This is a genomic window from Bradyrhizobium sp. S3.3.6, from assembly GCF_040546905.1.
Taxonomy (GTDB): Bacteria; Pseudomonadota; Alphaproteobacteria; order Rhizobiales; family Xanthobacteraceae; genus Bradyrhizobium; species Bradyrhizobium cytisi.
Genome location: NZ_JBEPOT010000009.1, coordinates 228,337 through 251,454, shown reverse-complemented (window position 1 = coordinate 251,454; position 23,118 = coordinate 228,337). Strand labels below are relative to the sequence as shown.

The following is a 23,118-nucleotide window of genomic DNA, read 5'->3' as shown; positions in this document are numbered from 1 at the left end:
GCGGCGACGGCTGGCCGTTCACACCGGCCGTTCCCCCTTCACCGTCACGCGTGTCCCTGAGCGCGTATGCGGCCAGTAGTCCCACATGGCGCGGTGCTGGGTGCAGCGGTTGTCCCAGAACGCGATGGCGTTCTCGGTCCAGCGGAAGCGGCACTGGAACAGCGGGTTTTCGGCGTGCTGGTAGAGATAGGCGAGCATCGCGTCGCTCTCGTCGCGCGGGACGCCGTTGACGTGGCGGGTGAAGCCGCGGTTGACATAGAGCGCCTTCCTGCCCGTGACCGGATGGGTGCGCACCACCGGGTGCTCGGCGTTCGGATAGGACGGGCGATCGGCGACGCCGTAATTGGCATAGAGCCCGCGATAGATCGGCTCGCCGTCATGCAGCGCGGTCAGGCCGTCGAGATAGGCCTTCATGCGATCCGACAGCGCCTCATAGGCCGCGTACATGCTGGCGAACAGCGTGTCGCCGCCGCGCGGCGGACACTGCTTGATGTAGAGGATCGAGCCCATCGGCGGCTCGAGATCGCAGGACACATCGGAGTGCCAGCCCTCGCCGTTGGCGCGCGGCGAGTTCGCATCCGCATAGATCTTCATCAGCGCCGGGTCTTCGTCCTCATGCGGCGCGGCCGGGTGAAAATGTAGCTCGCCGAACTTGCGGCCGAAGGCGAGATGCTGCTGCGGCGTGATGTGCTGGTCGCGGAAGAAGATGACCAGGTTTTCGGCGAGCGCGCGGTGGATCTCGTCGATCTGCCGGTTGGAACGGGCATCGTCGGAGACGAGCTTGCCGATATCGACGCCGGAGATCTCCGCGCCGATGATGGGGGTGAGCTTTTCGACCGCGATGGTCTCGTAAGGTGCGCCGTCATCAGCCGTGTGGCGGTAGCGCGGGCCCTGCTTGCCGGCGAGTGAGCTCATGGCGTGTCTCCCGATCGTCTTGATTGGGAGCATGGTAGCTCTTGGCGACAGAAGCGCAATCTGCGCCACAGATTCAACTCGTCGTCCCGGACAAGCGTAAGCGCAGATCCGGGACGACGGCGGAGTGTGGAGCGCTAGCGGAGCTGAATCACTCCGCCGCGGTCACCGGGGCCTTGGCGCCCTGGCCGTAACGCTGGTCGATATAGTCGATCACCAGCGCCTTGAAGTCGGCGGAGATCGTGGGCCCGCGCAGCGTGCGGAACTTCTTGCCGTCGACGAAGACCGGCGCGGCCGGCGCTTCGCCGGTGCCGGGGAGCGAGATGCCGATATTGGCGTGCTTGGACTCGCCGGGGCCGTTGACGATGCAGCCCATCACCGCGACGTTGAGTTCCTCGACGCCGGGATATTTCGTCTTCCAGCCCGGCATCTCATCGCGGATGAAATCCTGGATCGAGCGCGCCAGCTCCTGGAACGTGGTCGAGGTGGTGCGGCCGCAGCCGGGGCACGCTGCAACCAGCGGCACGAAGGTGCGGAAGCCCATGGTCTGCAGGAGCTCCTGGCCGACCTGCACCTCACGAGTGCGATCGCCGCCGGGCTCCGGCGTCAGCGAGATGCGGATGGTATCGCCGATGCCCTGCTGCAGCAGGATGCCGAGCGCGGCCGAGGACGCCACGATGCCCTTGGTGCCCATGCCGGCCTCGGTCAGGCCGAGATGGATGGCGTAGTCGGAACGGCTGGCGAGATCCTGATAGACCGCGATGAGATCCTGCACCGCCGAGACCTTTGCGGAGAGGATGATGCGATCCTTGGGCATGCCGAGCTCTTCGGCGCGCGCGGCCGAGAGCAGCGCCGACTGCACCATCGCCTCGCGCGTCACCGCGCGCACGTCGCGCGGATTGGCGGACGCGGCGTTCTCGTCCATCAGCTTGGTCAGCAGCTCCTGGTCGAGCGAGCCCCAATTGGCGCCGATGCGCACCGGCTTGCTGTTCTTGTTCGCGATCTCGATGATATCGGCGAACTGGGTGTCGCGCTTGTCCTTGAAGCCGACATTGCCGGGATTGATGCGGTACTTGGCCAGCGCCTCGGCGCAGGCCGGATAGGCCGCGAGCAGCTTGTGGCCGATATAGTGGAAGTCGCCGATCAAGGGCGTGGTGATGCCGCGCTTGGCCAGGCCGTCGCGGATATGCGGAACGGCTGCGGCAGCCTCCTCGCGGTCCACGGTGATGCGGACCATTTCGGAGCCGGCGCGCGCGAGCGCAGCGACCTGGGCAATGGTGCCGTCGATGTCGGCGGTGTCGGTGTTGGTCATCGACTGCACGACGATCGGCGCACCGCCGCCGACGGCGACATCGCCGACCTTGACCTGGGTGGTGCGATGGCGCGGCGCAGGGCCCGCGACGTCGGAATCGATGGTGTTTTCGAGCTTGTTCATGAGGTCCAAATATCAGGTTTTGGTGACGTTCAGCAATGCATCACGCGGCGCCACAGCCTCTCGGCTCGGACGGTTAACCAGAAAAAGCCCAGCAATTACAAGGAGGGCAGCAGCCCCGAAAGCCAGACTCAGGTGATCGTGCATGATGAAATAGCTACCCGCCACGCCAAACAAAGGGGTGATGAACGTAAAGGCCGACAATTTGCTGGCCGAATAGGCCTTCACCAGCGCGAACCAAAGCGTGAACGTGGTTCCCACCACCCAGATCGCCTGGAAAGCCATCAAGGCGAACGACAGCGGCGACGGGGTGTGGGTGATGGACTCGCCGGACAGCAGGGCAGCCGCGCCCAGGATCGGGATCGAGGTCGCGACCTGATAGCCGAGCGCCTTCTCCGGCGCGGCGAAGCGCAGCCGGGTGCCCTTGGCGACCAGCGTGGTCGCGGCCCAGAGCGAGGCACCGGCGACAATCATGAGGTCCCCGAGCAGAATGTGTGAATCGACATTGGCCTGCGGCACGCCGATCGCGAGCGCCACCCCGGCAAAGCTGATCGCCAACCCGAGCCATTGCGTGCTGCCGAGACGCTCGCCGAGCACCTGGTAGGAGCCGAGCGCGACAAAGAACGGCGCGGTGTAGAGGAACACGACCGCGCGGGAGGCCGAGGTCAAGCGCAGGCCCTGGAAGATCAGCACGAACTCGATGCCGAACATCAGCCCGGCGATCAGGCCAGGCTTCCACGTGCCGTCACGCTCGAAGAATTTGACGCCGCGCAGGCTGCCGATGATGAACAGGACCGGCAGCGCGCCGATCGAGCGGATCATCGCCTGCAGCATCGGCGGAATGTCCGGCAGCACCAGCTTCACCGCGATCTGGTTGAAGGCCCAGGTCAGGCACAGCATGAGCATGAGGGCGATGGCGCCGGCACTGAGGGGGCGCGCGGCGGACGGGTTGGATTGAGGTGAGGACATATCTTCCTGGAATCCGGCTTTGCGCCGTTGTTGCTTCAAGACGTTTTCTGACAATGGGTGCAGACGCCCGTGATCTCGACCACGGACAGCTTGGGCGCGAAGCCTGACGCGCGCGCCGCGGCGTTGAGCTCCCTGGCAAATGACCCTGACGGGATCTCGCCGACGAGACCGCAGCGCTCGCAGATCAGGAACGCGACCGCCGAGGTCGCGTCATGGTCGTGGGCGGCGCAGGCGAGATAGGCGTTGCGGCTCTCGATGCGGTGCACGAGGCCGTTCGCCATCAAAAATTCGAGAGCACGGTAGACCGTGATCGGCGCCGGTCGTGCCATCGATTTGGCGAGCTCGTCGATCACCTCATAGGCCCCGAGCGGGCGATGGCTGGAAAGCAGCGCGCCCAGCACCTGACGGCGTATCGGCGTGAATTTCTGCGCCCGCTGCTCGCAAACGGCTTCCGCATGCGCCAGCGCGTCCGCGGTGCAGCGGCCGTGATCGTGGTCGGGCGTCGGAAAGGCCGGTTTTGCGAGGGTCATTCGGCCCGCCTTCTAGCATTTCGGCCGCGGAACCCAAAGCACGACCGACGCCGCGGCGGCCAGCCATGCTTTTATTGCGGGACAGCATCGCTTTCCTCCGCCATGAAATAATCATAAGCTTGCTTATTATATTCAAGCTTATTGGAGCCAAGCTCATGACCCGCGGGTCTGTCGACCAGAACTTCCTGTTCACGCTCGGCGAGCTCTACCGCCTCTTGCGCGTCTATGCCGACAAGGAGGCCTCGCGCTTCGGCATCACCCGCGCGCAATGGGCCGTGCTGGCCAAGGTCGAGCGCAGCGAAGGCATGAAGCAGTCGGAACTCGCCGAACTCCTGGAGATGCAGCCGATCACGCTGACGCGGCTGATCGACAAGCTCTGCGACAGCGACTGGATCGAGCGCCGCAACGACGCCTCGGACCGCCGCGTCAAGCGCCTCTATCTGAAGAAGGCCGGCCGCACCCTGCTCGGCAAGATGAGCGGCCTGAAATCGGAACTCACGGCGAACGCGCTCGACGGCATCAGCCCGGCGGACGCTCACCGTCTCCTCACCCAACTCGAAACCATCAAGGAAAACGTGCGTACCGCGATCCAGACGTCCGGAGCGGAACAAGCGCGTAAGGAGCAGCGCTATGGCTGATCAGGTTCTCAAATTCCAGCCCGAGCAGAAGATCGACAGCGGTAAGCCGACCAAGAAGGCCGGCACCAACCCGCGCCGTCGCCTGGTCGCAGGCCTCCGCCGCTATCGCCGCTTCCTGCTGATGGTGGTGCTCCCGATCGTGGCTGTCATCGCCGGCCTGACTTTCTATCTCAATGGCGGCCGCTATGTCGGCACCGACGATGCCTATGTCGGCGCGCAGAAGGTGCTGGTGACGCCCGACATCTCCGGCAAGATCGAGAAGGTCGTCGTGAAAGAGGGCCAGCTGGTCAAGCAGGGCGACGTGTTGTTCGAGATCGATCCGGTGCCGTTCCGCCTCGCGGTGGACGAGGCCAGGGCGCAGGTGATGCAGGCGCAGTCGACCTATGACAACCTCCGCGCCAACATCAAGATCTACGGCGATATGCTCAACCTCGCGCAGCAGGGCGTCGACCTGAAGCAGCGCGACGTCGAGCGCAAGCAGGCGCTGGTCAAGAACAGCTTTGGCTCGCAGCTCGACCTCGACAACGCCTCGAACGCGCTGGTCACGTCGGGCTCGATCGCGCAATACGTCAAGCAGCAGATATCGACCGCCAAGACCCAACTGCTCGGCGACGCCGATTTGCCGCTGGAGAAATTCCCGCCTTACGCGCAGGCCAAATCCAAGCTCGACAATGCCGAGCGCAATCTCGACCACGCCGTGGTGCGAGCGCCGATGGGCGGCGTGGCGACGCAGGTGGAGCAGATCCAGCTCGGCCGCTACGTCTCCGCCGGCATGGCGGTGTTCTCCATCATCGACGTCGCCCATCCCTGGGTCGACGCCAATCCGAAGGAGAGCGACCTCACCCACGTCACCGAAGGCCAGCCGGTCACCCTCGAGGTCGACGCGTTCCCGAACCACGTCTTCAAGGGCAAGATCGGCTCGCTCTCGCCCGGCACCGGCGCGCAATTCGCGATCCTGCCGCCGCAGAATGCCACCGGCAACTTCGTCAAGGTGGTGCAGCGCGTGCCGGTCCGGATCTATTTCGACGAGAGCGACAACTACGTGAAGAAGCTGAAGGCCGGCATGAGCGTCTATGCCACCATCGACACCGGCCACCAGCGCTCGCTCGCCGGCCTGCTCGGCCTGTCGGCGACCGCGAGCCAAGATAAAGACAAGGACTGACCCTATGGCGGAGTCCAATCCCGCCCTGATGGTCCCCGGCCTGCGCCGGAACATGGTGACGATCTGCGCCATGACCGCGACCATCATGCAGGCGCTGGACACCACGATCGCCAACGTCGCTCTGCCGTACATGCAGGGCACGCTGTCGGCTTCCCAGGACCAGATCAACTGGGTGCTGACCTCCTACATCGTCGCCGCCGCGATCATGACGGCGCCGGTCGGCTGGATCTCCAACCGCTTCGGCCGCAAGCGCATCTTCATCATCTGCGCCGCCGGCTTCACCTTCGCCTCGGTGCTGTGCGGCCTCGCGCAGGACATCAACCAGATGGTGCTGTTCCGCCTGCTGCAAGGCGTGTTCGGCGCAGCCCTGGTGCCGCTGTCGCAGTCGGTGATGCTCGACTATTACACGCTCCAGGAACGCGCCAAGGCGATGTCGATCTGGGGCATGGGCGTGATGATGGGGCCGATCATGGGCCCCTCGCTCGGCGCCTGGCTGACCGAGACCTATTCCTGGCACTGGGTGTTCTTCGTCAACCTGCCGTTCGGCGCGATCACCGTGCTCGGGCTCGCCGTTTTCATGGACGAGACCGAGAAGAACCTCAGCCTCAAATTCGACTGGTTCGGCTTCGGCGCGCTGGCGATCGGGATCGGCGCACTTCAACTTGCGCTCGATCGCGGCGAACAGCTCGACTGGTTCGAGTCGGTCGAGATCGTGGCCGAGTTCGTGATCTCAGGGATCGCCTTCTATTACTTCTTCGCCCACTCGTTCACGACCTCGCGGCCGTTCATCCAGTTCGCGCTGTTCAAGGACCGCAACTTCCTCACCGGCTGCATCTTCATGACGGTGATGGGGCTCGTGCTTTACTCGACCATGGCGCTGGCCTCGCCCTACCTGCAAAACGTCATCGGCTATCCCATCATCACCGCCGGCGGACTCCTCGCGAGCCGCGGCTTCGGCACCTTCTTCGCGATGATGATGGTCGGCCGCATCATGCGCTACATCGAGGCGCGCACGCTGATTATCTCCGGCCTGACGCTGACCGCGGCCTCACTGTTCCAGATGACCGGATGGACCGACCAGACCCAGGTGCCGGAGATCGTCATCGTCAGCGTGATCCAGGGCTTCGGCTTCGGCCTCGTCTTCGTGCCGCTTTCGACGGTCGCGTTCCTGACGCTGCCAAACAGCTTGCGCACCGACGGCACCTCGATGCTGACGCTCTTGCGCAACGTCGCAAGCTCGGTCGGCATCTCCATCGTGATCGCCCAGCTGACCCAGGGCACGCGCAAGACCTACGCGATCCTGTCCGAGCACATCAACCCGTTCAACCACGCGCTCCAGATGCCCGACGTGAGCGGCATGATCAATCTCTCCACCGACTCCGGCCGCGCCATGGCCGACCGGATCGTCGGCCTCCAGGCGCAGATCATCGCCTTTGCGCGCGACTATCAGCTCGTGATGTTCTTCATCCTCTGCACCATTCCGCTCGCATTCATGATCGGCTCGAGCAAAGCCGCGCTGCGCAAGCAGGCGTCGGGACCGGAACATGCGGTGATGGAGTAGCAACAGGTGTCATGCGCCGGCTTGACCGGGGGCATCCAGTACGCCGCGGCTTCTCCGTATCCCACCAACGTCTCTGGAATACTGGGTCGCCCGGTCAAGCCGGGCGACGACAGCGAATCAGTAGCGCGAGCCTCTACAACAACTCCTCGCACCCCAGATCCTCGACCGCCATCATCACCCGCTCCAGATTGTTCCACCAGATCACCGGCGGGATGTTGATGGCCCATTGCCAGACCGGCTTGGTGATGTGCCAGAGCACCGACAGGCGATAGTCACGATCGAGCGTGCCGCGCGTGTATCCCGTGATGCCGCTTGTGAGCAACGTCTCATGATACAGATTGAGCAGTGAGCGTTCGAGCGCCTGCCGGCGTTCCGGATACCAATGAACCGCCATCATGTAAGCGAGGTCGTTGGTCGGTACGTTGATCCCCCACAGGTCGAAATCGAAGATGCGCACGGTATCGGCAACGCCAGTGCGCGGCAGGAAAAAATTCCAGGTGTGGGCATCGCCATGGGTGATGCTGAGATGACGGCGTGAATGGTAGCGCTCGGATAGCCGGGCCGACTGGTCGATCAGGCGGCGATAGAGAATACGCCGTTCTTCACTAAGGCGATCGCCAAGCAGATCGGCGAAACGGTCGTAATGGCCGGCAAAAGTCTCGATGTGGTGTGCGCTGTCTTCAGTGCTCGCCCAGGTGCCGACGGTGTCACCAAGGCTCGGATGGTCCCACCAGGCCGCATGCCAACGCGCGAGCGTGGAAACGATCGCGAATGTTTGCTCACGCGACGGCGGCAACGGCCATTGGGTTGCGATCTCATGGCTATCGGCGAGATCTTCGAGCAGGAGATGCCAGGTCTGGCCCTCCTCGTCGAAACGTCTGTCGAAACAGCGCGGCACCAACCCCGGCGGCGTGTTCGGTGCCAGCATCGTATAGAAGGCCACCTCGTGCCGACCGCCATCGGCGAGCGTCTTGGCAAAATCGGCATGCGACGTCTTGAGGATCAGTGATTGCGGTGCACCGGCTGATTCGCCGACATAGCGCAGGCCGAGCCGGGCGATGTGCGACACGACGGTGTCGCGCTCATGCAGCACCTTCACCTCGCGCACGGCGCCGGCGTCCAGCGCGCCGGCCTTGCGCAGTGCAGCGGTCAGGTAGCTGGGCTCAGCGACCGCCGGCAGTTGCGTGGATGTCATGAAGCGCCCCCCGGTGCATGCAGCCATACTGCATGATCACTCGGGGAAGCGCCAGCCGCATCGGCCGCCTGACGCGGCGGCCCGGCCTCACACGTCGAAGAACACCGTCTCGTTGTCGCCCTGCAGGCGCAGGTCGAGGCGATAGACCGGCTTGCCGGCCTCACGCACCGCGATCAGCGTGACGCGGCGGTCGGCCGGCACCAATGCCAGCACGGGATCGGCGGCGTTGCCGGCCTCGTCGCTGAAATAGATGCGGGTATAGAGATGCCGCAGCATGCCGCGCGCGAACACCGCCAGAACGATGTGCGGCGCCTGCGGCTTGCCGTCGGGATCGGGCACGACGCCCGGCTTGATGGTGTCGAAGGAGTAATTGCCGTCCTTGTCGGTGCCGCAGCGGGCGAAGCCGCGAAAGCTGGCGTTCGGCAATGCGTGCTTGTCCTGCGGATCGGCAAAGCGGCCCTGTGCATCGGCCTGCCAGATCTCCAGCATGGCATCCGGCACGACGACACCGTCGCCGTCAAACACCCGGCCCTCGATGCGGACACGGTCACCGGTGACATCGGGCGTCAGCGTCGAATTGGTGAACGCGTCGTTCCAGGCGTAGTCGCCGGTCGGCGTCAGGCCGTATTTGAAGAACGGGCCGACCGTTTGCGATGGCGTGATCCCATTGGGCTTCGCAGAATCCTGCACTTTAGTGGTTCTCCATGGGGGTGGCATCCTTGCCGCGCAGCACGATGTCGAAGCGATAGCACAGCGCCCATTCCGGCTTGGTATTCTCCAAGTCGAACGAGGAGACCATGCGCATCCGCGCCTTCTCGTCCGGCACCGAGTTGAAGATCGGATCGAACGGGAACAGCGGGTCACCCGGGAAATACATCTGCGTCACCAGGCGGGTGACGAAGGAATGGCCGAACACCGACAGATGGATATGAGCGGGACGCCAGGCGTTGTGGTGATTGCCCCAGGGATAGGCGCCCGGCTTGATGCTCACGAAGCGGTAATAGCCGGCGGCATCGCTCACGGTGCGGCCCGCTCCGGTGAAGTTCGGATCGAGCGGCGCGGGATGCTGATCACGGACATGGACGTAGCGGCCGCAGGCATTGGCCTGCCAGATCTCAACCAGCGAGTTCGGGACGCCGCGACCGTTCTCGTCGCGGACATGGCCGTGCACGATGATGCGCTCGCCGAGCGGCTCGCCCTTGTGCTGGGTGGTGAGGTCGTTGTCGCCGTCGCGCACGGTTTCGTGGCCGTAGACCGGACCGGTCAGTTCCGACAGCGTGTGGCGCATCGGGATCAAGGGCTTGCTCGGCGCGCGCTTGATCGAGCTCTTGTATTCGGGCGACAGTGGCAGCGGATGCGCCTTGTTGCTGTCGATGGGATAGATGAATGTCATGGGCGAACTCCTCCCCGGCCATTCTGGTCCGGCCGGTCAACGCTTGGGCCGATCATTATAGAATATAACTAATCTAGGGAAGCGGGTTTAGCGGCCTCCCTTGCCCGCTTATTTGATCGGCGGCCGCGGCAGCACGGCCTCCCCGGCCTCGAGCCGATAGGTGTGGTCGAGCGAATACCACGGCGTCGAAACGTCAGGCGCGGCCGGATGCGGCGTCTCGTGGCGCACGAACTTGCCGATCAGTGCTTGTGTCACGCCGAACTGCACGTCGCTGTCGATATGGGGGTCGTTGGGATCGTAGACCTGCGAGATCAGCACCTTGAACCCCGGCTTGAAGATCAGCGCGTGCAGATGCGCGGGGCGATAGGGGTGGCGGCTTTGCGCCTTCAGCAGGCGGCCGACGACACCGTCGGTCGGGATGGGATAGCCGACCATCATCACCGAGCGAAAGGCGAAGCGCCCGTCGACATCGGTCGTGAACTTGCCGCGCAGATTCATGTCGGCCTGTTCGGGATCCTGGTTCTCATAGAGCCCGACCGGCGAGGCGTGCCAGACATCGACCTCCGCGCCGGCGACGGGGCGGCCGTCCTTGTCGACGACACGGCCGTTGACGAACAACGGCGCACCAGGCGTTTCGGAGCGGACGATCGATCCGCCATTCTCCACCCGCGGCGAGTTCAGCCGCCAGAAAGGTCCGAGCAGCGACTGGTCGGTTTCGGTGTTGCCCTGATCGCCGTTATTGAGCAGGCAGACCAGCGGCGAGACGCCGAGCGAGCCCGCCATCAGCACGACTTCGTTATGCGTGTCGGTGGTCAGCTTGCCGAGTTCGGCGATGAGTGCGGTGGCGTCGCGGAATTCCTTCTCGGTCAGGCGCACGTCACGGACGAAGCCGTGCAGATGCTTGACCAGCGAGACCATGATCTGCCGCATCCGCGGATCGGACGTCCGCTCCATCACCGCCAGTGCGGCGGCCGTAACGTCCTGCTCGCGCTCGATGATCATGGCATGATCCTTTCACCTTGCGTCATGGCCGGGCTTGTCCCGGCCATCCACGACCTTCTTCTCGCGGCACCAAGAACGTGGATGCCCGGGACAAGCCCGGGCATGACGAGTCTGTGGCCCCGGCCCCGGGATGACGTCAGTTCAGCTTCTCGATCGCAACGGCAACACCCTGGCCGACGCCGACGCACATGGTGGCCAGCGCAAGCTTGCCGCCGCGCTTCTCCATGCCGTGGACGGCGGTGAGCGCGAGGCGCGCGCCGCTCATGCCCAGCGGATGGCCGAGCGCGATGGCGCCGCCATGCGGATTGACGAAATCGGCATCGTCGGCGACGCCGAGCTGGCGCATGCAGGCGATGCCCTGCGAGGCGAAAGCTTCGTTGAGCTCGATCAGGTCGAAGTCGGTGATCTTCTTGCCCAGACGCTCCATCAGCTTGCGTGTCGCGGGCACGGGGCCGATGCCCATGATGCGCGGCGGCACGCCGGCCGAGGCGAGGCCGAGAATGCGGGCGCGCGGCGTGAGGCCATGCTTCTTCACGGCAGCTTCCGAGGCCAGGATCAGCGCGGCCGCGCCGTCGTTGACGCCCGACGCATTGCCGGCCGTCACCGTGCCGGGATTGCGCACGATCGGCTTCAGCTTGGCCAGGCCTTCCAGCGTGGTCTCGGGACGCGGATGCTCGTCCTTGTCGACGGTAACAGGCCCGGCCTTGCCGCCGGGAATGGTGATCGGGATGATCTCTTCGGCGAAATAGCCGGCTGCGATCGCCTGACCGGCGCGCTGCTGCGAGCGGATGGCGAAGGCATCCTGGTCGGCGCGCGAGACCTGGAATTCCTCGGCGACGTTCTCGCCGGTCTCCGGCATCGCATCGACGCCATACTGCGCCTTGAGCAGCGGATTGATGAAGCGCCAGCCGATCGTGGTGTCGAAGATCTCGGCCGAGCGCGAGAAGGCTTCCTGCGCCTTGCCCATCACGAACGGCGCGCGGGTCATGGATTCCACGCCGCCGGCGATCGCAAGCTCGATCTCGCCGGAGCGGATGGCGCGGCCCGCCGCACCGACAGCATCGAGGCCGGAGGCGCAAAGCCGGTTCAGGGTCTGGCCGGGAACCGAGTCCGGGAGCCCCGCAAGCAGCAGCGCCATGCGCGCGACGTTGCGGTTGTCCTCGCCGGCCTGGTTGGCGCAGCCGAAGAAGACTTCGTCGACCTGCGCCCAATCGAGATTGGGGTGCTTGGCCATCAACGCCTTGATCGGGGCCGCCGCGAGGTCGTCGGCGCGCACCTTGGCAAGCGCGCCGCCGAAACGGCCGATCGGGGTCCGCACGGCATCGCAGATAAAGACGTCACGCATCGTTGTTCTCCCTGAATGCCGCGGTTCGGCCAGAATTCTTCAATGACGGCGGAGTTTTAGGAGGGCGCCCGCGGCAGGTCAATTGACGGTTTCGGGGGCGGCATATTCGACTGAATGCCATGAATCTCAGCCGTCATTCCGGGGCGCCCGGAGGGCGAGCCCGGAATCCATAACCACGAGCCGGGGTTATGGATTCCGGGCCTGCGCCTGGCGGCGCATCCCGGAATGACAACGGAAAATGTGGCAGCCGATTGCGCAGTGCGGACAACGTGGAAAACCTCACCTGTCCGGCCAAACCGGTAGGATGCCCGGGTGAAATTTTGTAGGTTGCACCGCTCATGACGATGCAACAGCCCATCCCCGCGCCAGAACCTGAATTCACGCCCGCGCCGCAGGCGGACGCCGCCGCGCGCGTCACGCCGATGATGGAACAGTACCTGGAGATCAAGGCGGCGCATCAGGGCCTCTTGCTGTTCTACCGGATGGGCGATTTCTACGAGCTGTTCTTCGAGGATGCCGAGATCGCCTCGAAGACGCTCGGCATCGTGCTGACCAAGCGTGGCAAGCATCAGGGCAACGACATCCCGATGTGCGGCGTGCCGGTCGAGCGCTCCGAGGATTATCTGCATCGCCTGATCAGCGCCGGCCACCGGGTTGCCGTGTGCGAGCAGACCGAGGATCCCGCCGCTGCCAAAGCGCGCGGCAACAAGAGTGTCGTGCGCCGCGGCGTTGTCCGGCTGGTCACGCCGGGCACGCTGACCGAGGACACGCTGCTCGATGCGCGCGCCAACAGCTATCTGCTGGCGATAGCGCGAGCGCGCTCGTCGGCCGGCGGCGACCGCTTTGGCCTCGCCTGGATCGATATCTCGACCGCCGAATTCACTGTCACGGAATGCTCCAGCGGGGAGCTCGCCGCGACGCTGGCGCGCATCAACCCGAACGAGGCCATCGTCACCGACGCGCTCTATAGCGACAACGAGCTCGGCCAAACCTTGCGCGAGCTGCCGGCGCTAACGCCGGTGACCCGCGACGTCTTCGATGGCGCCACCGCCGAAAAGCGCCTCTGCGACTACTTTGCCGTCGCGACCATGGACGGGCTGGCGCAACTGACGCGGCTGGAGGCCACGGCTGCTGCCGCCGCCGTCACCTATGTCGATCGCACCCAGGTCGGCAAGCACCCGCCGCTGTCGCCGCCCGCACGCGAAGCCTCGGGCGCGACCATGGCGATCGATCCCGCCACCCGCGCCAATCTCGAACTGACGCGAACGCTCGCGGGCGAACGCCGCGGCTCGCTGCTCGATGCGATCGACTGCACGGTGACCTCGGCCGGCTCGCGCCTGCTGGCGCAGCGGCTCGCAGCACCCTTGACCGATGCGCCGGCGATCGCGCGGCGGCTCGATGCTGTCAGCGCCTTCGTCGCGGATTCGGCCACGCGCGAGGACATCCGCAGCATCTTGCGCGGCGCGCCCGACATGTCGCGCGCGCTCGCCCGTCTCTCGGTCGGCCGCGGCGGGCCGCGCGATCTCGCTGGCTTACGCGACGGCATCATCGCCGCCGACCAGGTTCTGGCGCGGCTTTCCGAGCTCGACCAGCCGCCGCAGGAGATCGCCGCCGTGATGGCGGCGCTGAGGCGTCCCTCGCGCGAGCTCGCGGCCGAATTTGCCCGTGCGCTCGACGAGCAGCTGCCGCTGATCAAGCGCGATGGCGGCTTCGTTCGTGCCGGTTACGAGCCGGCCCTTGATGAAGCGAGAAACCTGCGCGACGCCTCCCGCCTCGTGGTCGCCGCGATGCAGGCCCGCTACGCCGACAACACTGGCGTCAAGGGCCTCAAGATCCGCCACAACAACGTGCTCGGCTATTTCGTCGAGGTCACCGCGCAGCACGGCGACAAGCTGATGTCGGCGCCACTGAACGCGACCTTCATCCATCGCCAGACGCTGGCGGGCCAGGTGCGCTTCACGACCTCCGAGCTTGGCGAGATCGAAGCCAAGATCGCCAATGCCGGCGACCGCGCGCTCGGGCTCGAGCTCGAAATCTTCGAGCGGCTCTGCGCGAGGGCGATCGAGATCAGCGACGATCTGCGCGCTGCGGCGCAAGGCTTTGCGCTGCTCGACGTTGCGACGTCGCTCGCCAAGCTCGCGGTCGATGAAAACTATGTGCGGCCCGAGGTCGATGGCTCGCTCGGCTTCGCCATCGAGGCCGGCCGCCATCCCGTGGTCGAGCAGGCGCTGAAGCGCAATGGCGAGCCGTTCATCGCCAATGCCTGCGATCTCTCGCCTGGCCCAGCGCAAAAATCCGGCCAGCTCTGGCTGCTGACCGGTCCGAACATGGCAGGTAAATCGACCTTCCTGCGCCAGAACGCATTGATTGCGCTGCTGGCGCAGATCGGCAGCTTCGTGCCGGCCGCACGCGCGCGGATCGGCATCATCGACCGGCTGTTCTCGCGCGTCGGCGCCGCCGACGATCTCGCGCGGGGCCGCTCCACCTTCATGGTGGAGATGGTCGAGACGGCTGCGATCCTCAACCAGGCCGGCGAGCGCGCTCTGGTGATCCTCGACGAGATCGGCCGCGGCACCGCCACCTTCGACGGCCTCTCCATTGCCTGGGCCGCGATCGAGCATCTGCACGAAAGCAACCGCTGCCGCACGCTGTTCGCGACGCACTATCACGAGCTGACCGCACTCTCGGCCAAGCTGCCGCGCATGTTCAACGCGACGGTGCGGGTGAAGGAGTGGCAGGGCAACGTCGTGTTCCTGCATGAGGTGCTGCCGGGCTCGGCCGATCGCTCCTACGGCATCCAGGTGGCAAAGCTCGCAGGCCTGCCGCCGGCCGTGATCACGCGCGCGAAATCGGTGCTGGCGAAGTTAGAGGCGCAAGACCGCGGCCAAACGGCTCGCGCCCTCGCCGACGATCTGCCGCTGTTCGCGGTGCCCTCGCGCGCCGCCGCGGAAGCCGCGCCGCCGACCGAGGCCGAGCTATTGATGGACGCTGTCAAGGCGCTGCACCCCGACGAGATGTCCCCGCGCGAGGCGCTGGACGCGCTGTATGCGCTGAAGGCCAAGCTGCCTAAGCAATGAAAGGTCTCGTAGGGTGGGCAAAGCGCAGCGTGCCCACCATGCAGCGACGAATTCGTGGAGGGATGGTGGGCACGGCGCGCAAAAAAAGCACGCCTTTGCCCACCCTACGAAACCACCGCCAGCGGCTTCCGTCGCCCGTTCCACCACAATGTTAAATTCCACACGATGCAGGTCGTGAGCGCGAGGCTGAGGCCCATCGCCGAGCCGAAATTGGCGGCACCGACATGCAGCACCGCAATCGCCATGCCGAACCCGAGCAGTCCCCAGGCCGAATTCGCGAGCACGGCGGCGGTCGGCGGACCGCCAATGCGCGGATGCAGGATCACCATCATGCTGGTGAAGACGATCGGATAGAGCGCGATGACGCCGGAGACGCGCGGGCCGACCCAGCCCGAGGTCGAGACCACGATCGCGACCAGCGTCGCCACCAACAAGGCGCGGAACGGAATGTCGTACCAGCGGCGCGTCACCAGCGGCATCTTCACGTGGCGGTACCGTGCAAGCAGCGGAATGCAGATGCCGAAGGCCACCAGGTTGACGGCGAGCCCGGCCGCGAGCGTCCAGTCGAACAGGCGAATGATCGAGGCGAGACCGATCCACACTGCGACCGCACACCCGACACTCACGGCAAAGCTGTGCCGTTGGGCCAGCACGACATAGGTCAACCCCAGGAAGATCGTCGCGGCGTTGACGGGAAGGCTCGACAACGCGCCCTGCGCGATGAAGGCGACGTCGTGGTCGATCGCGAGGAAGACGTAGGACGGGCCCGCCGAGATCGGCAGCGTCGCCACCAACGCACCAATCACCGGGCCGGAGCGCTCGGTGATGATCGATGCCGACACCACAAAGGCGGCCGCGACCGCCATGCGCAGGATTAGAAAGAGGATGTAAGACAGTTCGGCAGGCATTTTTTCTTCTTGCCCTCCCCCCAATGGGGAAGGTGGCAGCTACATCCGCTGCATCGACACCGAAACCTTCGGGCCGTTCTTGATGGTCTGATAGACCACGCAATAGCGCTCGGTGAGCTTGAGCAGGAGATCGAGCTTGTCCTGGGCTGCGTCGGTATCGACCTCGAAGCGCAGGCGGATCTCGGCGAAGCCGACCGGGGTCTCCTTGTCGACGCCGAGCGTGCCGCGAAAATCGAGATCGCCCTCGGCGTAGACGTTGCCGGTCTTGAGCGGCACCTCGATCGCGGTTGCGACCGACTTCAGCGTGACGCCGGCGCAGGCCACAAGCGCTTCCAGCAGCATGTCGCCGGAGCAGAGCTCGAGGCCCGAGCCGCCGGTGGCCGGATGCAGGCCAGCCATCGCGATGGCGCGGCCGGTCTCGACCTTGCAGGCGATGCCTTCGCTGTCGATCGAGCCCTTGGCCTTCAGCGTGATCATCGCAGTCTTGGGATCGGTCTTGTAGCGTTCCTTGATCGGGGCCTGCATCTGGCGCAGTTCTGCGGCGTCCATCTTGTTCTCTCCCGGAAAATTACCTCTCGATGTACCGGCTCAGAGAGAAAATGTCACCACCACATAGCCTGACCGGGACCCTGGGTTGCGTCACGGTCGGGCACGTTGCGGTCGAGCGAACGGTCGAGTGACGTCAGCACACTCCGCTTGAAATTCTCGAACAGCGGCGCATTGCGGTCGCGCGGCCGGCCCAGATTGATCTCGATCTGGTCGAACAGCCGGCCCGGCCGCGGCCGCATCACCAGAACGCGGTCGGCCAGCACCACGGCCTCATCGACGTCATGGGTGACGAGGATCAAGGTCGGTCGCGTGTCGGCCCAGAGGTCGAGCAGATGATCCTGCAGGTCGCGCCGGGTGAAGGCGTCGAGCGCGGAGAACGGCTCGTCGAGCAGGAGCACCTCGGGCTGCGGCACCAGCGCCCGCGCAATCGCGACGCGCTGCGCCTGCCCGCCGGAGAGCTCGCGCGGCCAGGCCTGCGCCTTGTCGGCGAGGCCGACGCGGGCGAGCGCGCGCGCCACCTTCTCGCGCCGCTCGGCGGCAGGCAGATCAGCGAGCCCAAAGCCGATATTGTCGGCGACGCTGAGCCAGGGCAGCAGCCGCGGCTCCTGGAAGATGATGCCGATCTTGGCGTGTGGCGCGGCGATCGCTTCGCTGTCGAGCGTCACCGTGCCGGAGCTGGCGCGGTCGAGGCCGGCGATGGCGCGGAGCAATGTTGATTTGCCGCAGCCGGAGCCGCCGATGATGGCGACGATCTCGCCCTGGCTGACCTCGGCCGAGAAACGCGCCAGCGCCTGCACGCCGTTGGGATAGGTCTTGCTGACCCGGTCGAGCGCCAGCATCGCTTAAGTTCCCTTGGTGCGCCCGAAGGCGTCCTGCCAGCGCAGGAAGGGTGCGGCCGCAACCTCGATCAGCCAGTCGGTGAGCTTGCCGAGGATGGCGAAGATCACGATCGCGGCGAGGATCTGCGCGGGCTTGCCGAGCTGCTGGCCGTCGAGCAGGAGATAGCCGAGGCCTTCGGACGCGCCGATCAATTCGGCCGCCACCACGAACATCCAGCCCAGACCAAGGCCAACACGCAAAGACACGACGTAAGCCGGCAGCACCGCCGGCAGCAGGATGCGGCGGATCATGGCAAACCCGGAGAGGCGGAAGGTGCGACCGACCTCGACGATCTTGCGATCGACGATGAGGATCGCGCCCATCACGCCGAGATAGACCGGGAAGAACACGCCGACCGCGATCAGCACGATCTTGGACGTCTCGAAAATGCCGAGCCAGAGGATGAACAACGGCACCCAGGCCAGCGAGGGAATTGCGCGTAGCGCCTGCACGGTCGGATCGAGCAGCCGCCGCGCCAGCGACCAATAGCCGGAGACGGCGCCGAGCAGCGTGCCGGCGATGACGCCGAAGGCGAAGCCGAGGCCGACACGCCACAGCGTCGCGGCGATGTGGCGGATCAGCTCGCCGGAGCGGGCGAGTTCGGCGATGGTGGCGAAGACGCGCGAGGGCGGCGGCACCAGCCGGCCATTGGACCAGCCGAGCCAGACCACGAGCTCCCAGCCGAGCGCGAGGATCAACGGCAGCAGCAGCCCCAGCATCGGCCGCGCGTAGCGCGACAGCCGCGAGGGCGCCGCGGCGCTCTCGGCCGGTTCCGAAGATTGCTGCAAAACTGGCGCGTCGGAGATCATGGCCGGTAGGAAGCGCGTCTTCTCTGAGATTGCAACACTACTCTTGCCACGCCCTCAGCCCATCGTCCCGGACAAGCGAGCGGAGCGAGCGCAGATCCGGGACGACGGCGGAGTTTGGTACGCCGCGCGCCCTCTTCCGCGAAAAACTAATTCGTCGGCAGCGGGACCTGGTCGTCGATCAGGGCATCCAACGTCGCCTCCACATCGACCTTGGCGTCGACGACGCCGGCCTGTTGCAGGGCAAGGCCCGCGGCAAGGATCGACTCGCGCTGGGGTGCGCCGATGCGGCTGTGGGTGAGCTCGGTGCGCTCCTTGAGCTGCTTGTCCACGACGGCGTCGGGAAGCTTTGTGACGGCGATGAACGTCTTCTTCAGCTCGTCGTAATTCGCCAGCGAATACTTCCGCGCCTCCTCGTAGACCGCGAGCACGCGGCGGGCAGCATCCGGATAGTCCTTCAAGAACTGCTCGCGCACATTGAGGATGCCCCAGGTGTTGGCGTCCGCCTTGCGATAGAACAGCTTTGCGCCCTCCTCGACCTCGGCCTGCGCCATCATCGGATCGAGACCGGCCCAGGCATCGACGTCGCCGCGGATCAGCGCGGTCTTGCCGTCGGCGTGCTGCAGCAGCACCGGGGTGATGTCCTTTTCGGTGAGACCCGCGCCGAGCAGCGCGCGCACCAGGAAGATGTGCGGATCGGTGCCGCGCGTCACCGCGACGCGCTTGCCCTTGAGGTCAGCCACGTCAGTGATCTTGGAATCCTTGCCCGTGACCAGCGCGGTCCACTCGGGGCGCGAATAGACATAGATCGATTTGATCGGGTTGCCGTTGATGCGCGCGACCAGAGCTGCCGAACCCGCGGTCGAGCCGAAATCGATCGAGCCGGCATTAAGGAATTCGAGCGCCTTGTTCGAGCCGGCCGACTGCACCCAGGTGATGGTGATGCCGTCCTTGGCGAATTCCTTCTCCAGCAGTCCCTTCTGCTTCAGGACCATCGACACCGGATTGTAGGTCGCCCAGTCGATGCGGATTTCCTTGAGCGGATCCGCCGCCTTTGCCGCGGGGGTCACAGCGAGTGCCACGGCTCCCGCCAACAGAATGCGTCGTGAAATCCGGATCATGCCCAGCTCCTTGAAATTTCATTGTTTTTCAATGAGTTATATCTAGAGGTCAACCAGAAAATCCCACCTTGAAAGCGCAACGGCCGAGAACAGCTTTGCCCAAAGCGGCCGTTTTCCAGCATGGAACGACTATTGCCAGAGAATGGCGGGTGACAGCGCCTGTCACCTCTTATATCCGGTGAGACATGGACAGCGTTGCGACCGAGCACAGGCCACAGGTGGATGATCGCTTCGACACCGCGCGGATCACCGCCGCGGTCGATGCGCTTGCCGAAAAGCATCGAGGCCGTGAGGACACGTTCCGCACCGCGACCGCGCAACTGCTCAAGGCCGAGCTGCTCGCCGCGCGCGCCGCTGCGCAGGCAATCCTGCTGAAGGACCGCCATGGCCGCCGCTGCGCCGAGCGGCTGTGCCACGTGCAGGACGAGATCATCCGCATCCTCTATTCAGCCGCGACCCGTCATCTCTATCGCTCGCCGATCCCGAGCGGCGCGGAGCGCATGGCGGTGGTCGCGACCGGCGGCTACGGCCGCGGCCTGATGGCCCCCGAATCCGACATCGATCTCCTGTTCATCCTGCCCTACAAGCAGACGGCCTGGGGCGAGCAGGTCGCCGAAGCCATTCTCTATTGCCTCTGGGACATGGGGTTGAAGGTCGGCCACGCCACGCGCTCGGTCGATGAATCGATCCGGCAGGCGCGCGGCGACATGACCATCCGCACCGCGATCCTGGAGACGCGCTTCCTCACCGGCGACCAGCCGCTCTATGACGAGCTCGTCGCACGCTTCGACAAGGAGGTGGTGCAGGGCACCGCGTCCGAATTCGTCACCGCGAAGCTCGCCGAGCGCGAGGAACGGCATCGCCGCGGCGGCCAGTCGCGCTATCTGGTCGAGCCCAACGTCAAGGACGGCAAGGGCGCGCTTCGCGACCTGCACACGCTGTTCTGGATCGCCAAATACGTCTATCGCGTCCGCGACACCGACGAGCTCGCCGAGCGCGGCGTGTTCGATGCGCAGGAATACCGCACCTTCCGGCGCTGCGCCGACTTCCTCTGGTCGGTGCGCTGCAATTTGCATTTCTACTCCGGCCGCGCCGAAGAGCGCCTCTCCTTCGATCTCCAGCGCGAGATCGCGGTCCGGCTCGGCTACACCTCGCATCCCGGCATGCAGGACGTCGAGCGCTTCATGAAGCACTACTTCCTGGTCGCCAAGGAAGTCGGCAACCTCACCGCCATCCTCTGTGCCAAGCTCGAGGACCAGCAGGCCAAGCCCGCACCGGTACTGAGCCGGATGATGGCGCGGCTGCGCCCCACGCCTGTGAAGCGGCGTGTGCCTGACAGCGATGACTTCATCGTCGACAACAACCGCATCAACGTCGCCGCGCCCGACGTCTTCAAGCACGATCCGGTCAATCTGATCCGCATCTTCCGCCTGGCGCAGAAGAACAACCTCGCCTTCCACCCGGACGCGATGCGCGACGTGACGCGCTCGCTCGGCCTGATCAACGCGCAGATGCGCGAGAACCCCGAGGCCAACCGGCTGTTCATGGAGATCCTGACCTCCGACAACGCCGAGATCGTGCTGCGGCGGATGAACGAGACCGGCGTGCTCGGCCACTTCATCCGCGCCTTCGGCAAGATCGTCTCGATGATGCAGTTCAACATGTATCATCACTATACCGTCGACGAGCATCTGATCCGCTGCGTCGGATTCCTCCAGGACATCGAGCGCGGCGGCGCCGAGGAATTTACGCTCGCCAGCGACCTGATGCGCAAAATTCGCCCCGAGCACCGTTCGGTGATCTACATCACGACGCTGCTGCACGACATCGCCAAGGGACGGCCCGAGGATCATTCGATCGCCGGCGCCAAAGTCGCGCGCCGGCTCTGCCCGCGGCTCGGCTTCAGCGCGGCCGACACCGAGCTCGTGGCCTGGCTGATCGAGGAGCATCTCACGATGTCCACGGTCGCGCAGTCGCGCGATCTTTCCGACCGCAAGACCATCGAGAATTTCGCCGCCGTGGTGCAGTCGGTCGAGCAGATGAAGCTGCTCACGATCCTGACCACAGCCGACATCCGCGGCGTCGGTCCGGGCGTGTGGAACGGTTGGAAGGCGCAGCTGCTGCGCTCGCTTTATTACGAGACCGAACCGGTGCTGACCGGCGGCTTCTCGGAGGTCGACCGCGGCAAGCGCCTCACGGCCGCCTACGCCGAATTCCGGCACGCCTTCGCCGAATGGCCGGCCGACGAGCTCGATGCCTATGTCGGCCGGCACTATCCGGCCTATTGGCTCAAGGTCGAGCTGCCGCGCAAGATTCGTCACGCCCGCTTTGTGCGGTCGAGCGAACAGGCCGGCCACAAGCTCGCGATCAATGTCGGCTTCGACGAGGTGCGCGGCGTCACCGAGCTCACCATCTTCGCCGCCGACCATCCCTGGCTGCTGTCGATCATTGCCGGCGCCTGCGCTTCGGCGGGTGCCAACATCGTCGACGCCCAGATCTACACCACGACCGACGGCCGCGCGCTGGACACGATCTCGATCTCCCGGGAATACGACCGTGACGAGGACGAGGGCCGGCGCGCCACGCGCATCGGCGAGATGATCGAGGACGTGCTGGAAGGCAAGCTGCGCCTACCCGAAGTCGTGGCGCGGCGCACCGTGCGCAGCAAGGCGCGGCCTTTCGTGATCGAGCCGGAAGTGACGATCAACAACCAGTGGTCCGACCGCTACACCGTGATCGAGGTATCCGGCCTCGACCGCCCCGGCCTGCTTTACGAGCTGACCACCGCGATCTCGAAGCTCAACCTCAACATCGCCTCGGCGCATGTCGCGACCTTCGGCGAGCGAGCCCGCGACGTGTTCTACGTCACCGACCTGCTCGGCGCGCAGATCAACGCCCCGACCCGCCAGGCCGCGATCAAGAGCGCGCTGACCCACGTGATGGCCGGCGACAAGGCGGTTCTGCCGGCGGCATAATTCGTCATTCCGGGGCGCCGCGCAGCGGCGAGCCCGGAATCCATTCATCGACACCGTCGGTGCGGCCCGATGGATTCCGGGTTCACGCTTCGCGCGCCCCGGAATGACGGTGGGAAGAGACCTAAACCTCCACGCCCTCATGCCTGAGCAGCCAACGCTTGCGCTCGAGGCCGCCGCCGTATTTCACCAGCGAACCATCGGCGCCGATCAGGCGGTGGCAGGGCAGCACGACGCTGATCGGGTTGGCGCCGTTGGCATGGCCGACGGCGCGAATGGCTTTTGGCTTGTCGATCTTTGCGGCGAGCGCGCCATAGCTCATCGTGGTGCCGACCGGGATTTTGGCGAGTGCGGTCCAGACCTTTTGCTGAAACGGTGTGCCTGCGACGCGCCATGCGATCGACGACAGCTGCGCAAGATTACCCGCAAAGTAATCCGACAGCGCGGCCTTCATCGCCACCGGCGCGGAACGCTCGCGCAGATCTACCGCGCCGTAATGCAGCCGCAGCAGCTCGCGCATGCGGTACCCGTAGTCGTCCCAGTCGAGCGCGCGCAACGCGCCGTCGGCATCGGTGACGAGCAACGCGATCCCGATCGGCGTCGCCAGCCGATCGAGGCCGAAGCGTTCAGGAGTCCTGGTTGATCGAGCGGCCATTGCGACACCGTT

At 65.4% G+C, this 23,118-nt stretch carries 20 protein-coding genes; 5 read left to right on the top strand and 15 right to left on the bottom strand.

Going from position 1 to position 23,118, the window contains the following annotated elements:
- Nucleotides 1-18: 18 nt before the first annotated feature.
- The 4 genes from ABID59_RS25295 to ABID59_RS25280 form a co-directional block, all read right to left on the bottom strand.
- Nucleotides 19-915, bottom strand: a complete 897-nt coding sequence (locus tag ABID59_RS25295) for a TauD/TfdA dioxygenase family protein (RefSeq protein ID WP_354085177.1) — start codon at nt 913-915, stop codon at nt 19-21.
- Between the two features lie 148 nt (nt 916-1,063).
- A complete protein-coding gene (gene ispG / locus ABID59_RS25290) occupies nt 1,064-2,347 on the bottom strand; it encodes a flavodoxin-dependent (E)-4-hydroxy-3-methylbut-2-enyl-diphosphate synthase (RefSeq protein WP_354085176.1) in 1,284 nt (427 codons plus the stop codon).
- 12 nt (nt 2,348-2,359) lie between these two features.
- Entirely contained in the window at nt 2,360-3,313 is a 954-nt protein-coding gene (locus ABID59_RS25285) for a DMT family transporter (protein WP_148754326.1), read from the bottom strand.
- 35 nt (nt 3,314-3,348) lie between these two features.
- Nucleotides 3,349-3,843: a Fur family transcriptional regulator gene (locus tag ABID59_RS25280; RefSeq protein WP_148754325.1), complete on the bottom strand. Its 495-nt coding sequence runs from the start codon at nt 3,841-3,843 to the stop codon at nt 3,349-3,351.
- Nucleotides 3,844-3,998: 155 nt separating this feature from the next.
- On the opposite strand from ABID59_RS25280, the gene ABID59_RS25275 reads away from it, so the two are divergent.
- From ABID59_RS25275 to ABID59_RS25265, 3 genes are read left to right on the top strand one after another with little or no spacing between them, the layout of a single operon-like run.
- Nucleotides 3,999-4,481, top strand: a complete 483-nt coding sequence (locus ABID59_RS25275; RefSeq protein ID WP_148754324.1) for a MarR family winged helix-turn-helix transcriptional regulator — start codon at nt 3,999-4,001, stop codon at nt 4,479-4,481.
- The gene (locus ABID59_RS25270) at nt 4,474-5,643 is read left to right on the top strand and encodes an HlyD family secretion protein (RefSeq protein ID WP_354085175.1); all 1,170 of its coding nucleotides are present in this window, start codon (nt 4,474-4,476) and stop codon (nt 5,641-5,643) included. The genes ABID59_RS25275 and ABID59_RS25270 overlap by 8 nt, the downstream gene beginning before the upstream one ends.
- 4 nt (nt 5,644-5,647) lie before the next feature.
- Nucleotides 5,648-7,204, top strand: a complete 1,557-nt coding sequence (locus ABID59_RS25265; RefSeq protein ID WP_354085174.1) for an MDR family MFS transporter — start codon at nt 5,648-5,650, stop codon at nt 7,202-7,204.
- Nucleotides 7,205-7,337: 133 nt separating this feature from the next.
- Here the strand turns inward: ABID59_RS25265 and ABID59_RS25260 are convergent, their stop codons facing one another.
- The 5 genes from ABID59_RS25260 to pcaF form a co-directional block, all read right to left on the bottom strand.
- Nucleotides 7,338-8,399 (bottom strand): phosphotransferase, encoded by a 1,062-nt coding sequence (locus ABID59_RS25260; protein ID WP_354085173.1) that lies wholly within the window; start codon nt 8,397-8,399, stop codon nt 7,338-7,340.
- A gap of 87 nt (nt 8,400-8,486) precedes the next feature.
- Nucleotides 8,487-9,089: a protocatechuate 3,4-dioxygenase subunit alpha gene (gene pcaG / locus ABID59_RS25255; RefSeq protein WP_354085172.1), complete on the bottom strand. Its 603-nt coding sequence runs from the start codon at nt 9,087-9,089 to the stop codon at nt 8,487-8,489.
- 1 nt (nt 9,090) lies between these two features.
- A complete protein-coding gene (pcaH, locus tag ABID59_RS25250) occupies nt 9,091-9,792 on the bottom strand; it encodes a protocatechuate 3,4-dioxygenase subunit beta (RefSeq protein WP_354085171.1) in 702 nt (233 codons plus the stop codon).
- A gap of 108 nt (nt 9,793-9,900) precedes the next feature.
- Nucleotides 9,901-10,794 carry a dioxygenase family protein gene (locus ABID59_RS25245; protein WP_354085170.1) on the bottom strand — a complete coding sequence of 298 codons (894 nt, stop codon included), beginning with the start codon at nt 10,792-10,794 and terminating at the stop codon, nt 9,901-9,903.
- A 136-nt stretch (nt 10,795-10,930) separates the two neighbouring features.
- Nucleotides 10,931-12,139 (bottom strand): 3-oxoadipyl-CoA thiolase, encoded by a 1,209-nt coding sequence (pcaF, locus tag ABID59_RS25240; protein WP_148754316.1) that lies wholly within the window; start codon nt 12,137-12,139, stop codon nt 10,931-10,933.
- A 338-nt stretch (nt 12,140-12,477) separates the two neighbouring features.
- Between pcaF and mutS the strand changes: the two genes are divergently transcribed.
- Nucleotides 12,478-15,216 (top strand): DNA mismatch repair protein MutS, encoded by a 2,739-nt coding sequence (gene mutS / locus ABID59_RS25235; RefSeq protein ID WP_354085169.1) that lies wholly within the window; start codon nt 12,478-12,480, stop codon nt 15,214-15,216.
- Between the two features lie 104 nt (nt 15,217-15,320).
- Here the strand turns inward: mutS and ABID59_RS25230 are convergent, their stop codons facing one another.
- The 5 genes from ABID59_RS25230 to ABID59_RS25210 form a co-directional block, all read right to left on the bottom strand.
- Nucleotides 15,321-16,124 carry a hypothetical protein gene (locus ABID59_RS25230; RefSeq protein ID WP_354085168.1) on the bottom strand — a complete coding sequence of 268 codons (804 nt, stop codon included), beginning with the start codon at nt 16,122-16,124 and terminating at the stop codon, nt 15,321-15,323.
- A 39-nt stretch (nt 16,125-16,163) separates the two neighbouring features.
- Nucleotides 16,164-16,673, bottom strand: coding sequence for an OsmC family protein (locus tag ABID59_RS25225; RefSeq protein ID WP_354085167.1), 510 nt, complete (start codon nt 16,671-16,673; stop codon nt 16,164-16,166).
- 53 nt (nt 16,674-16,726) lie between these two features.
- Nucleotides 16,727-17,512 (bottom strand): ABC transporter ATP-binding protein, encoded by a 786-nt coding sequence (locus tag ABID59_RS25220; protein ID WP_354085166.1) that lies wholly within the window; start codon nt 17,510-17,512, stop codon nt 16,727-16,729.
- Nucleotides 17,513-17,515: 3 nt separating this feature from the next.
- Nucleotides 17,516-18,361 (bottom strand): ABC transporter permease, encoded by an 846-nt coding sequence (locus tag ABID59_RS25215; RefSeq protein WP_148754311.1) that lies wholly within the window; start codon nt 18,359-18,361, stop codon nt 17,516-17,518.
- 146 nt (nt 18,362-18,507) lie between these two features.
- Entirely contained in the window at nt 18,508-19,479 is a 972-nt protein-coding gene (locus ABID59_RS25210) for an aliphatic sulfonate ABC transporter substrate-binding protein (protein ID WP_354085165.1), read from the bottom strand.
- Nucleotides 19,480-19,664: 185 nt separating this feature from the next.
- Here ABID59_RS25210 and ABID59_RS25205 point away from each other — a divergent pair, with 185 nt between their 5' ends.
- Complete coding sequence (locus ABID59_RS25205; RefSeq protein WP_148754309.1) at nt 19,665-22,454, top strand: [protein-PII] uridylyltransferase; 2,790 nt, start codon at nt 19,665-19,667, stop codon at nt 22,452-22,454.
- 121 nt (nt 22,455-22,575) lie between these two features.
- On the opposite strand, the gene ABID59_RS25200 is transcribed toward ABID59_RS25205, so the two are convergent.
- Entirely contained in the window at nt 22,576-23,106 is a 531-nt protein-coding gene (locus tag ABID59_RS25200) for a methylated-DNA--[protein]-cysteine S-methyltransferase (protein ID WP_354085164.1), read from the bottom strand.
- Between the last annotated feature and the right edge of the window lie 12 nt (nt 23,107-23,118).

Bases quoted from the DNA above. Each gene is read 5' to 3' on its own strand.
- ABID59_RS25295 (WP_354085177.1), bottom strand. From the start codon at position 915: ATGAGCTCACTCGCCGGCAAGCAGGGCCCGCGCTACCGCCACACGGCT.
- ispG (WP_354085176.1), bottom strand. From the start codon at position 2,347: ATGAACAAGCTCGAAAACACCATCGATTCCGACGTCGCGGGCCCTGCG.
- ABID59_RS25285 (WP_148754326.1), bottom strand. From the start codon at position 3,313: ATGTCCTCACCTCAATCCAACCCGTCCGCCGCGCGCCCCCTCAGTGCC.
- ABID59_RS25280 (WP_148754325.1), bottom strand. From the start codon at position 3,843: ATGACCCTCGCAAAACCGGCCTTTCCGACGCCCGACCACGATCACGGC.
- ABID59_RS25275 (WP_148754324.1), top strand. From the start codon at position 3,999: ATGACCCGCGGGTCTGTCGACCAGAACTTCCTGTTCACGCTCGGCGAG.
- ABID59_RS25270 (WP_354085175.1), top strand. From the start codon at position 4,474: ATGGCTGATCAGGTTCTCAAATTCCAGCCCGAGCAGAAGATCGACAGC.
- ABID59_RS25265 (WP_354085174.1), top strand. From the start codon at position 5,648: ATGGCGGAGTCCAATCCCGCCCTGATGGTCCCCGGCCTGCGCCGGAAC.
- ABID59_RS25260 (WP_354085173.1), bottom strand. From the start codon at position 8,399: ATGACATCCACGCAACTGCCGGCGGTCGCTGAGCCCAGCTACCTGACC.
- pcaH (WP_354085171.1), bottom strand. From the start codon at position 9,792: ATGACATTCATCTATCCCATCGACAGCAACAAGGCGCATCCGCTGCCA.
- ABID59_RS25245 (WP_354085170.1), bottom strand. From the start codon at position 10,794: ATGATCATCGAGCGCGAGCAGGACGTTACGGCCGCCGCACTGGCGGTG.
- pcaF (WP_148754316.1), bottom strand. From the start codon at position 12,139: ATGCGTGACGTCTTTATCTGCGATGCCGTGCGGACCCCGATCGGCCGT.
- mutS (WP_354085169.1), top strand. From the start codon at position 12,478: ATGACGATGCAACAGCCCATCCCCGCGCCAGAACCTGAATTCACGCCC.
- ABID59_RS25230 (WP_354085168.1), bottom strand. From the start codon at position 16,124: ATGCCTGCCGAACTGTCTTACATCCTCTTTCTAATCCTGCGCATGGCG.
- ABID59_RS25225 (WP_354085167.1), bottom strand. From the start codon at position 16,673: ATGGACGCCGCAGAACTGCGCCAGATGCAGGCCCCGATCAAGGAACGC.
- ABID59_RS25220 (WP_354085166.1), bottom strand. From the start codon at position 17,512: ATGCTGGCGCTCGACCGGGTCAGCAAGACCTATCCCAACGGCGTGCAG.
- ABID59_RS25215 (WP_148754311.1), bottom strand. From the start codon at position 18,361: ATGATCTCCGACGCGCCAGTTTTGCAGCAATCTTCGGAACCGGCCGAG.
- ABID59_RS25210 (WP_354085165.1), bottom strand. From the start codon at position 19,479: ATGATCCGGATTTCACGACGCATTCTGTTGGCGGGAGCCGTGGCACTC.
- ABID59_RS25205 (WP_148754309.1), top strand. From the start codon at position 19,665: ATGGACAGCGTTGCGACCGAGCACAGGCCACAGGTGGATGATCGCTTC.
- ABID59_RS25200 (WP_354085164.1), bottom strand. From the start codon at position 23,106: ATGGCCGCTCGATCAACCAGGACTCCTGAACGCTTCGGCCTCGATCGG.